This is a genomic window from Mesorhizobium sp. M5C.F.Ca.IN.020.32.2.1 (assembly GCF_004023105.1).
Taxonomy (GTDB): Bacteria; Pseudomonadota; Alphaproteobacteria; order Rhizobiales; family Rhizobiaceae; genus Mesorhizobium; species Mesorhizobium wenxiniae.
On record NZ_RZSX01000094.1, the window covers coordinates 1 to 11,233 of the forward strand.

General features: G+C 60.7%; 6 protein-coding genes. 5 read left to right on the forward strand and 1 reads right to left on the reverse strand.

The window, feature by feature from the left end; all coding sequences use genetic code 11:
- Positions 1-1,880, reverse strand: a 1,880-nt coding sequence (gene tssI, locus EOA86_RS07255; RefSeq protein WP_128341100.1) for a type VI secretion system tip protein VgrG, incomplete at its 3' end; no start/stop codon positions are given.
- A gap of 198 nt (positions 1,881-2,078) precedes the next feature.
- Between tssI and tagH the strand changes: the two genes are divergently transcribed.
- The 5 genes from tagH to EOA86_RS07280 all read left to right on the forward strand — a co-directional run.
- Positions 2,079-3,137, forward strand: coding sequence for a type VI secretion system-associated FHA domain protein TagH (gene tagH / locus EOA86_RS07260; protein WP_128341101.1), 1,059 nt, complete (start codon positions 2,079-2,081; stop codon positions 3,135-3,137).
- Positions 3,138-3,549: 412 nt separating this feature from the next.
- On the forward strand, positions 3,550-5,064 hold the full coding sequence (gene tssL / locus EOA86_RS07265; RefSeq protein WP_128341102.1) for a type VI secretion system protein TssL, long form: 1,515 nt from the start codon (positions 3,550-3,552) through the stop codon (positions 5,062-5,064).
- Positions 5,065-5,086: 22 nt separating this feature from the next.
- Positions 5,087-8,644, forward strand: coding sequence for a type VI secretion system membrane subunit TssM (gene tssM / locus EOA86_RS07270; protein ID WP_128341103.1), 3,558 nt, complete (start codon positions 5,087-5,089; stop codon positions 8,642-8,644).
- Positions 8,645-8,803: 159 nt separating this feature from the next.
- Complete coding sequence (locus EOA86_RS07275) at positions 8,804-9,571, forward strand: protein phosphatase 2C domain-containing protein (RefSeq protein ID WP_095519774.1); 768 nt, start codon at positions 8,804-8,806, stop codon at positions 9,569-9,571.
- Positions 9,572-9,576: 5 nt separating this feature from the next.
- The coding region (locus EOA86_RS07280; RefSeq protein ID WP_164891600.1) for a serine/threonine-protein kinase at positions 9,577-11,233 on the forward strand (1,657 nt) is incomplete at its 3' end.

The window sequence follows — 11,233 nt, forward strand, 5'->3', positions numbered from 1 at the left end:
GCGCCGATCGTGTTGCTCTGGAGACCGCCGACGGTGCGCTGTTCCGCCGCTCCGACAGTATCGACGCGCGCCGCCCCGACCGTGACCGTCTGCACAATTCCGACGATCTGCGAATGGTTGGCGTCGATGTTCTCCGTCGAATTCGACACGACGTGAATCGTCTCGTTCGCCATCACCGTCAGCGAACGGTTGGCGCCCACCGTCTCGGTATCATTCGAACCAATATCCGTGGTCTGGTCGACGCCTACCTTCACCGTCTTGTTGTTGCCGACGTCCTCGTCGAGGTTGTGGCCGACGGAGTGCTTGGCGTCGTGGTCGATGCGGTCGGACTGATCGTGCTGCACCAGCTTGGTGCGGTCGTTCTTGATCAGAAGGTTGTGATCCTTCTGTGCCTGGAAATTGACCAGTTCGGAACCGGCCTTGTCCTCGAACATCAGCTCGTTGTAACCGCCGCCGCCTTTCGATGAGTCGGATTTCCAGCCGGATTGCGTGGCGCTGCCCGGCAGTCCGTAGGGCGGCATCTGGGAGGCGTTGTAGACGCGGCCGGTGATGATCGGCAGATCCGGGTCGCCTTCGATGAAATCGACGATGACCTCCTGGCCGATGCGCGGGATCTGGATGAACCCCCAGCCGCTGCCGGCCCAGGTCTGCGAAACCCGCACGAAGCAGGAGCTGTTCTGGTCCTTTTTGCCCAGGCGGTCCCAGTGGAACTGCACCTTCACCCGTGCATATTTGTCGGTGAATATTTCTTCGCCGGACGGACCGACCACCGTCGCCGTCTGCGGGCCGCGCATGATCGGCCGTGGCGTGATGCGCGGCGGGCGATAGGGCAAGGCAGTCGGCGCCACGCCCAAGATCACCTTGAAGTTCTCGCTTTCGACGTCGGCAAGGGCTCTGTAGCCCGGATCGAAGAGCCTGTATTCGGCGCTGACCACCAGATACTCCTGGTTCTGGTCTTCTCTTGGGAAACCATCCAGCTTGAAGGTGCAGCCCGAATAGAGGCCGCGCACGGTTCCGACCGCGGCGATGCGCTGGTGCACCGCCTGGATTTCCTCGCGCCGGATCGCGGCCAGGCTGTCGCCGCGACCGACTTCGAGGTGCGCGCCGGGCTGGCGGTAATTCTCGCCCGCGGCCAGCTTGTGACTGAACGGCTGGGCGGATTTGGCCATCAGGTCGGCACCCGGCTTCTTGAAATCATAGTCGGTATGGACATAGGCACCCGGCCGCACCGAACTGCCCGGAATCCATTCGGTTATGTATTCGACATCGCGCCGGGAGCCCTGCCCTTCAAAGTGATAAGGCACCTTCTCATAGCCCGGCGCCGGCTTCAGCTTGTTCATGGCATCGGCCAGCACAAGCGTGTGCTTGCCTTCGTCATGCTCGAAAAAATACAGGATGCCCTCGTGCTCGAGCAGCCGCTGCACGAAATCGAGATCGGTCTCGTCGTACTGGACGCAGTATTCACGCGGCGGATAAGACCCTTGCAGGCGCTTCTCGAACTTTGCCGTGCTGTATTTTGAGAAAATCTCCTCGACGATTTCGATGACGCTCATGTTCTGGAAAATGCGGCAGTCGGTGGTATTGCCGAGAAACCAGAGCCATGGCCTGATGACGGCTTCGTAGTAAGCCAGACGGTCCTCGATCCGGGTCAGCCGAAACTCGGAGACAAGGCCGCTGAACCAGCGTTTCGGATCGGATTCACCTTCGATCGAAACAGGACCGCCCAGCATCTTCAGCGGATCGATGTCGGGGCTGTTGCTCACAAACCCGACCGTATAGGCCAAACAACGACTAATCTCATCGCGCCCGACAAGATGCGTGAAGGTCAACAGGTCAGCGCCAACCGGCGTCTGCACAACCGTAGCACGTTCGTTCGGCATGGGTCGTGCCCCCTCCCGCCGCTCGTTTCTGCTTCAGCCTAGCACATGTCTTGCAGCGACCAAAGGGGACGCTTGGGCGGCTGCAGCCTGGTCGCCTTTGCAATCATCGACTTGAACGCTTCTGTGCCGCCGCTCACAAATTGCTGGTATAATGGGATGTACTGGGCGAGTTTCCCGGCAGGGTCGACGGCGATTTGAATGTTCATCAGGCTGCAGATCAACAATGTCGATTCCCTGCCCGCCGGTATGTCGACCGGCTACTCAGCTCGTGATCGCAGCTTCGAAATCGGCCGCGAGGCCTGCGACTGGACCTTGCCCGACCCCGACAAGTTCATCTCCGGCCGACATTGCGATGTTCGATACGAGGCAGGCGCGTTCTGGCTGCACGACGTCTCGCGCAATGGGACCTTCATCAACGGATCGACCCATCGCATGGCCGGCCCGCATCGGCTTGACCATGGAGACCGGCTGCTGATCGGCCGCTATGTCATCTTGGTATCGATCGATGACGAGCGCGCCACGATGGGTCATCCCGAGAGCAGGCATGGTTCGACGCAACGAGAAATGCCGGTCGCAACCGGTCGGCCTCTGGACTTCGGAGGCGAGCCTTTCTTCAACCCGGCGGAGCAACGGTCTGGACAGCGAGCACCGGTGTCGACGCCTTCGCCGCCCGCGCCTCTCCCTTCGACGAGAGACGAGGTGCTGCGGGAAATCGCGATCGGAGCCGGCATCTCGCCGGAATTGCTTCAATCGCGTGATCCGCATGAAGTTGCAGCCGAAATCGGCGCGGTGCTTCGAACGGTTGTCGAGGAACTGGCCTTGCTGCTGAAGGCACGTGCGGCTGCCAAAATACTGGCCAAGAGCACACACCGGACGATGATAAGCTCCGCGGATAACAATCCCTTGAAGTTCGTCCCGGGAACCGACGACATCCTTGAAATCATGTTCGCACGGCGCAGAGCCGGCTACCTTGATGCCAGGCACAGTGTCGAAGACGCATTCCGCGATCTCAAGACGCACGAATTTGCCACCTATGCAGCCATGCAAGCTGCGCTCTCCCGGCTGCTTGACGATCTGTCGCCCGAGGCGATCGGCAAAAAACTCCCACCGACGTCATTCACATCGAAGAAGAGCCTGGCCTGGGACGCCTTTGTCGCCAAATGGCGGACCATGGAGGAAGCACACGAAAACGGAATGCTGGACATATTCCTGGCCTATTTCGCCGAAGCTTATGCCAAAGCCGACAAGCAAAAATAGACCGGAGGACTGAACCTGGCAGGTGCCCCGGAAATCGGATCGGTTTGCTGCGCTTAGCTTCGGCTGCGGAGCGGATCACGCACCAACTGGAATGTATCAGGGCGTCTTGGCGTGCCCAAAGATGCGGCGCTGTAATTGAGTTGGCGAAGAAAAATCCTTTCGCAGCGCTGCATCTGGTTCCAATCGACCGTTTCTAAGCTTACGATCACTTACGACAGTTCGCCAGCGGGTAAGGCTGATTGACCTGGGGTCTGCGGCACATGTCATGTTACGGCGGGATAGAAAGATATAGCCGACCTTACTCCAGACACTGCCCTCGCCAGCAGCGTATGCATTTCCTGCGCCTGGCCAGGGACCGTTTTGCTCGCCTGTGGCGCACACGCAGCAACCAGGTGTGGACGGACGTTTGGCGATGAGCTCGAAGGACGATCCTTTCGGCCCAGCGGGCAAGACCGTCATTCGCGCACCGCGCCGCGCTGTAAAATCAGCGCCCGCTCCTCAGCGGCCCGTTCCCGACAGCGGGCACCCCGGTCCCTCGCAGGTTAAGGATTCAACGATTTTCGATCCGGGTGTCGGTCGGCATGCACCGCCGGGCTGGACATCGGGAACCGTGATTTATCAGGATGCAGACCCCGGCGCAGCGGCGGCAACCGGCTCCTTTGCGGCGACGCCGGGCATTGAGCAGGAAATCCTGCTGAATGCCACGGACAGCGTCAGATATTCCGCAGCAAATCAGATCCTCGCTGCGGCCGCTCCTTTGCTGATGCTGTTTGGCCAGTTCACGCTTATGCCTGTCGAAAGACAGGCGGAACAACTGGCGGAACATGTTGCCGAGGCGATCGAAAAATTCGACCGGACAATGGAGAAAGCCGGTGTTCCCGAAGAAGATGCACGGATCGCAAAATTTGCTCTCTGCGAAACCGCTGACGACCTCATCGGCAACCTGCCTTGGCCCAAGAGAGACGCCTGGGCGCAACACAGCATGCTGTCACAGTTCTTTCACGTCGTGCCCACCGGCTCGGGCTTCTACGAAGCGCTGAACAAGGTACTGGCAGCGCCGGAGGCACACTACGATTTGCTTGAATTGATGCATGCCTGCCTGTCGCTGGGGTTCGAAGGCCAGTATCGAGGCCTTTCGCGCGAGGACAACAATCTCGAACGCGTTCGACGCGACGTCTACGAGACGCTTCGTTATTTCAGGGCCCGCGCCGACGAAGACATCTCGCCCCACTGGCAAAGCATGGCGGTGTCAAGCGCACAATCGTCGGCCCGGTTGCCGCTCTGGGTGGTTGCGGCCGTAGCGTCGGCGCTGCTGACGGCGGCATTCTTCGCATTGCGGGTCTTCATCACCAACGAGGGCGACGCCCTTGCCAGTGGCTTGCTGAAGCTCGATCCATCGACGCCGATCGCCATCGAACGCGCGACCATGGTGCCGTCGGCTGCGCCGGTGAAAGTCGCTGCGCCTGTCGCCCCTACCCGTTCTCAGATCGATCGCATCCATGCGGCACTGGCCAAAAATATTGCGCGCGGCGGGCTGACCGTCGGCACGCAGGGCAAGTTCATCGTCGTGGAGATCAACAATATCCTGCTGTTCCCGTCCGGCGGGGCCGAGATAAATCCGGAGTTTGGACCGATCGCCGCAGACATCGCCGCCGCGCTGGAACCGGAGCCCGGACCGATCATGATCGTCGGCCATACGGACAATGTGAAGCCGCGAAAATCGAGCGCGTTCAAATCCAACTTCGACCTTTCCATCGCCCGGGCGAAGGCTGTCGAAGCGATGATGGCGCCGCGGTTCAGCAAGCCTTCCCGGATCACGGTCGACGGCAAGGGCGAAGACGAACCGATCGCCGACAATGCGACGCCGGAAGGCCGCGCCCAGAATCGCCGTGTCGACCTGATGATCCCCAAGGAGGAAACGCTGTGAGCACGGCCATTTGGAAGCGCCTATGACGCGTTGGCTGCTGCGGATATTCAGCGCGATCGCGTTGGCCGGTTTCGCGGCAGCCGTCTGGTTTGCCGGACCATTGATCCGCTTTGCCGATACCCGCCCGCTGGCACCCGTCTGGCTGCGCGTGACGATCATCGGCATGATCGTTGCGATCGTGACGCTCTTCTATGGACTCCGTTTCTGGCAAAAGCGAAAGGCACAAAGAGCGCTCGAGACGATAGTCACCCGCAACGACGACAGGGATGACGACTCGCAGGTGCTCGAGGCTCGCATGAGTGAGGCCGTCGCTGCGCTCAAGCGGTCGAGCGGCAAGCGCAACTTCCTCTACGAGATTCCCTGGTACGTCGTCATCGGCCCACCTGGTGCCGGCAAGACAACGGCGTTGGTCAATTCGGGTCTGAACTTTCCGCTTGCCGGTTCGGGCGACGCCCAGCCGGTGGCCGGCGTTGGCGGCACACGATCCTGCGACTGGTGGTTCACCGACCAGGCGGTGCTGATCGACACCGCCGGACGCTACACGACGCAGGATTCCAACGCGCAGAGCGACAAGAAGAGCTGGCTCGCCTTCTTGTCGCTGCTTAAGAAATACCGCACCAGGCAACCGATAAACGGGGTTATCCTGGCCATCAGCCTTGCCGATCTCATGAGCCCCGATGATCGGCAGCTTGACGTCCATGTCGTTGAAATACGCAGCCGTCTGCGCGAAATCCACGAAACACTGAAAATCCAGTTCCCGGTGTACCTGCTCTTCACCAAGGCCGACCTTGTCGCCGGTTTCATGGATTATTTTGGCGGTTTCGACGAGCAGCGCCGCCGCAAAGTATGGGGCGTGACATTCCAGACCGCCGATCGCAGCAAAAACATGGTCGGTGAGGCACCGGCCGAATTCGACGCATTGGCAAAACGCCTGGCGGAGGAGATCGCCGACCGCCTGCAGGAAGAGGCCGATCCGGTCGCACGCATATCCATCTTTGGCTTTCCAGCCCAGTTTGGCGCGCTGAAGGGCCGTATCGCCAGTTTCATCGCCAGCATATTCGATCCGGCCCGCAGCCAGGTGAACGTCAGCTTGCGTGGACTCTATTTTTCGTCAGGCACGCAGGAGGGTACGCCGATCGACCAGGTCCTGGGCGCAATCGGTCGCAGTTTCGGCAGCGCTTCTCGCGCCCATCTTTCCGGCATTGGCAAAAGCTTCTTTTTGCATGATCTTCTGACCGACGTCATTTTCGCTGAATCCGGGTGGGTTTCATACGACAAATCGGCTGAAAGGCGTGCAGCGATCGCCAGATATGGCGGCCTTGGCGCAATAACATTGACCGCTGCGGCGGCTCTGGGCACCTTGGCCCTGAGCTTTACGGCCAACAGGTCGCTGATCGCCTCTACCGCGCAAGCTATAGGCCAGTATCGCGAGACGGCAGACCCGCTACTCAAAATCTCGACGGTCGCCGATGTCGACCTCGAAAACGTCATTGGCCCGCTCGACCAGTTGCGCGATCTGCCGGCCGGGTTCGGCACCAGTGACTTGCCGACACCGATCGAGGAGACGTTCGGCCTCGGTCAGCGGGAAAGACTACTGTCGGCATCAAGAACAGCTTACCGGCAAGCGCTGGAGCGCATGTTCCGCTCGCGCCTGCTGCTTCAGGCCGAACGGACGATCCAGGCCAAGATGGCTGATCCCGCCGCGCTCTACGAACCGCTGAAGATTTACCTGATGCTGGGCGGCAAGGCGCCGAAGGTCGACGACGAGTTGATCGTTTCCTGGATGAGGCAGGATTGGGAGCAGAACCGGTATCCGGGCGAAAACAACCGCGAGGGACGGGCGCAACTCGAAATGCATTTGCGGGCCATGCTTGCGTTGGACGACGCCTATGACCCGGTTTTCGAACTCAACCAGCCACTTGTCGAAGCTGCTCAACGCTCGCTCGGACGCATGAGCCATGCCGATCGTGCCTCCGCCTTGGTAAATTCGGCGGTATACGCGGCAGCGCTGGGCGATTTTTCCGTCTCCGTGAAAGGCGGCGCGGAAGCGCAGCTGTTGTTCGAGCGTGTCGATGGTGGCGATCTGTCAGGCCTTCGCGTTCCCGGTATCTACACCTATAGCGGCTTCAACAATTTTTATCTCGGACAACTCTCGCGCATTGCGCAGATGCTTGTCGATGACCAGTGGGTTCTCGGCGGCGGCGGCGAGCAAGGTGGCATCGACCAGGAGTTGCTTAAGCTCGGTCCCGAACTTGTCGAGCGCTATGGGAGGGAGTTCGCAGCAGCGTGGAACGGGGTTCTCGACAAGTTGAAGTTCAAGGCGATGCTGAAGGACAAGCCGCACTATATCGCGCTGTCCGCAGCCGCGTCACCAACCTCGCCAATCGACCAGCTTTTTACGGCGATCGCCGACGAAACAGCTCTGACGCGAGAAGCTGGTTCTGGCAAAGACTTCGGCTCCGAGGCCGAAGCCGACATGCTTCAAAACCAGCCGCAGAACGCTGCAGATACCGCCAGGGGATTGGCCCGCATCGGGATTCAAATCGCCAGCGGCAAATCGCAAAGCCGGGCCGGTATTGCGTCCGCTAGCGAGCAGAATCCCGGGGCGAACATCGAAGCGCAATTCAGATCATTCCAGGCTTTGGTGAACGGTCCCGCCGGACGCCGCCCAATCGATGCGTTGACCCAGAATTTCCGCGACATCTATCAAAGCCTGCAACTGGCGGCCGACGTCCCTTCGCAAGTAGAACGCGTCAACATGAATCTGCAGCTGCAGATATCCACCCTTCGCGCCAATGTCTCGCGTCTGCCTAAGCAACTAGCCCGAATGGTCACCGCAACCGCCGACGAGCTTGACGGCAACTTGGCAGAAACCTCGCTAACGAATTTGAACCAGACGCTCGACCAGACGGTCACGCGCGCCTGCGAGGAGATGGTCGAGGGCCGTTATCCTTTCGCCAGCGATGGCTCGGAGGATATTGCAATGGCGGATTTCGCGAAACTGTTCGCTCCAGGCGGACTGATGGACCGGTTCTTCGCACAGAATCTGGCATCGCTAATCGACATGACGGGCCAGGACTGGAGCTGGAAACAGGATGCGCGTTTCGGGCGCGACCTGTCGAAGTCGACCTTGAAAAACTTCCAGCTGGCGGCGGAAATCCGCAACGCCTTCTTTCCTTCAGGTGGTTCGGTGCCGTCAGTCAGTGTCACCTTTACGCCGTTTTCACTGCATGGCGATGCCGAGACGGCGCTACTCGATATCGATGGCCAGATTGTTCAAAGCAACCAGGCGGGCAACGCGCCAAGCACGGTGAGCTGGCCGAGCGGCATGGCTTCCGCGTCCGCGAGCCTGAGCCTCATTCCGGAGATGCCGGGCCGGGAGTCCGCGATCAGGTTCGAGGGTCCGTGGGCACTGAAGCGCCTGCTGGACAAGGCTGAGATCACCAGCACCGGCGGCAACACGCAAGCCCGTTTCGTGATCGGCGGACGCGATGTCGCCTATACGGTCAAGACGAGTTCGGACCCCAACCCTCTCTTCCTTCCTGCGTTTTCTGGGTTCAGCTGTCCACAGGCGTTTTGAGATGACCTTTGAATTTTCCAATACGGTCATGCGGTCCATCGGCAACAGACGCGCGGACGTTGATTTCGATACTTTAATATTCGAGCCTGTGGCAAACTGGCGCGATCGAGCGCCTGACAGTGCGGCGCAGAGGACGCTTGAGAAGCGCTTGGTGGCAAAGTGAACAATGTCGCCCTTCCCTTTGAAAGCTTCGGCGTTAGCCACAGAGGCTGTGTTCGTGAGCTCAATGAAGACAGCTATCTGGTCGAGCCGGAAACTGGCCTGTGGGTGGTGGCCGATGGAATGGGTGGACATGATGCCGGGGAAGTCGCTTCGGCCAGCATCGTCGATCACCTGGCAACGATCGGCATTGCAAGCTCTGCACCGGATCTTCGCGCCCGCTTCGAGGACCGGCTGAGCCGGGCCAACGCCGAAATCCGCAGGATAGCGGAATCCCGCGGAGTAACCATTGGCTCCACTGTGGCCGCCCTGCTGGCGATGGATGGCCGGTTTGCCTGCCTGTGGGCGGGCGACAGTCGCGTCTATCTGATCCGCAACGCCTCGATCTCCCAGATTTCGAAGGACCATACCGAAGTTCAGGAACTTCTCGACAAGGGCATGATCAGCGCAGCCGAAGCGCTAGCTTGGCCGCGCCGCAACGTTATTACGCATGCGGTCGGCGTCAGCGACGAGATCGTCATTGATTTCCAGCAAGGCGAAATCATGCCGGGCGACATATTTGTGTTGAGCACCGACGGGTTGACAGCGCATGTCACAGACGCCGAGATCGAGGCGGCGGCGGTGTCGGCGACACCTCAGGCGGCATGCGAAAACCTGCTACAAACGGTGCTGGCGCGCGGTGGAACAGACAATGTCACGATCGTGCTCGTGAAGATCGGTAACGGGCGCAATGAGGCCTATCCCGATCCTCCCAGAGCGGAAGGTTGAGGCTGATGAGCGCCGACGACAAGACGCGGATATCGCCTAACGTGGCCAACACAGCCGTAGGCACGCAACTCAGCGGCATCTATGAACTAGACGAGCGGATCGCATTCGGTGGCATGGGCGAAGTCTACCGCGGCCACAACATCCAAACCGGCGACCACGTCGCGATCAAGATCGTCTTGCCCGAGTTCGCCCGTGATCAGACAATCCTGTCGCTGTTCCGCAAGGAAGCGTCGATCCTCAATCACCTGTCGCACGATGCGGTCGTGCGGTATCACGTCTTCACGATCGATCCCGGCATCGGTCGCCCCTATCTTGCCATGGAATTCGTCGACGGCCAGTCGCTGTTCGATATCATGCGACGTGGGCCGATGCCGACGGAAGACGTGCGCAAGCTCTGCCATCGCCTGGCTTCCGGCCTGAGCGCCGTGCACCAGGCGGGAGCAATACACCGCGACCTCTCCCCGGATAACATCATCCTGCCAGGAGGCCGGGTCGAACGCGCAAAGATCGTCGATTTTGGCATCGCGCGGTCGGCGACCGTCGGCGGAGAGACCCTGATCGGCGGAAAGTTCGCGGGAAAGTACAACTACGTTTCTCCCGAACAGCTCGGGCTGTACAGCGGCGACGTCAGCGAGCAATCCGACATCTACAGCCTGGGCTTGGTGCTGGCCGCTGCTCTGCGCGGGAAACCGATCGACATGGGCGGCTCCCAGTTGGAGATCGTGGAAAAACGCCGAACCGTTCCGGACCTATCCGACATAGACGCCGATTTTCGTGGAATTGTTGAAGCCATGCTGCAGCCGGATCCACAAGACCGCCCGATCAGCATGTCGGACATCGCCAGGGCGACACGTGACGATACGGATGAGGAGACAACGCCGCCAACGTCGATCACGCCGCGCGACCGGGCGGGTTTGCCGCGAGCGGGGGGGACGGCCGCGCCTGGGCCTAAGCTCCCAAGTCAGCCTCCGGCGGCTCCGGGTGAACAGCGCTTCGTTCCGCATGTCCGGCCGGCGCTTCTGTCCGAGCCAAGGCCTTCGGCAGTAGCCGGTCCTGCTCGGGCGGTTTTGCCTAATGCCCCTGGAAAGTCCGCCAAGACCCGATCGATCGCGATCGCTGCCTTGGCGTCATTAGCTGTCGCGTCCGGTGCAGGCATCTATCTGAGCGGCTTGATGACGCCTTCCACGCCGACCGTCGGCGATACATCGTTTTTGTCTCCAAAAGCATCAAAACCTGTCCAGACGGACAGTGCTCCAAATTCGCCGGGCGATGAGCCGGCAAAGGCAGTTCCACCCCAGCCCGCCGACGTCCTCTCACCAACCGAGGAAGCCCTGGAGCCGTCGGCATCCGCGGAAACCTCGGAGCTGGCGGCAGCCGAGGCGCAGCCGCCAGCTGAAGATCGGGCAGATGCCGCGGCGGATCAAAAGTTGGAGCCGACACGGCCCGCCGAAGTCCTCTCGCCATCCGAGGAAACCCCGGAGCCGGTTCCGCCGCGCGTCCAGGTCGCGCCAATGCCGCCGGCCGACAAGGCCCCGCCGCCCCCAGCGGTCCAGCCCGACGTGATGGAGAGCCCGAAGCTCGATCAGTCGGCCAGCCAGCAGGCCGCGCGGGTGCCCGAACCCGCTGCAGACCAGACGGATGATATGAACGCAAAGGGGCAGC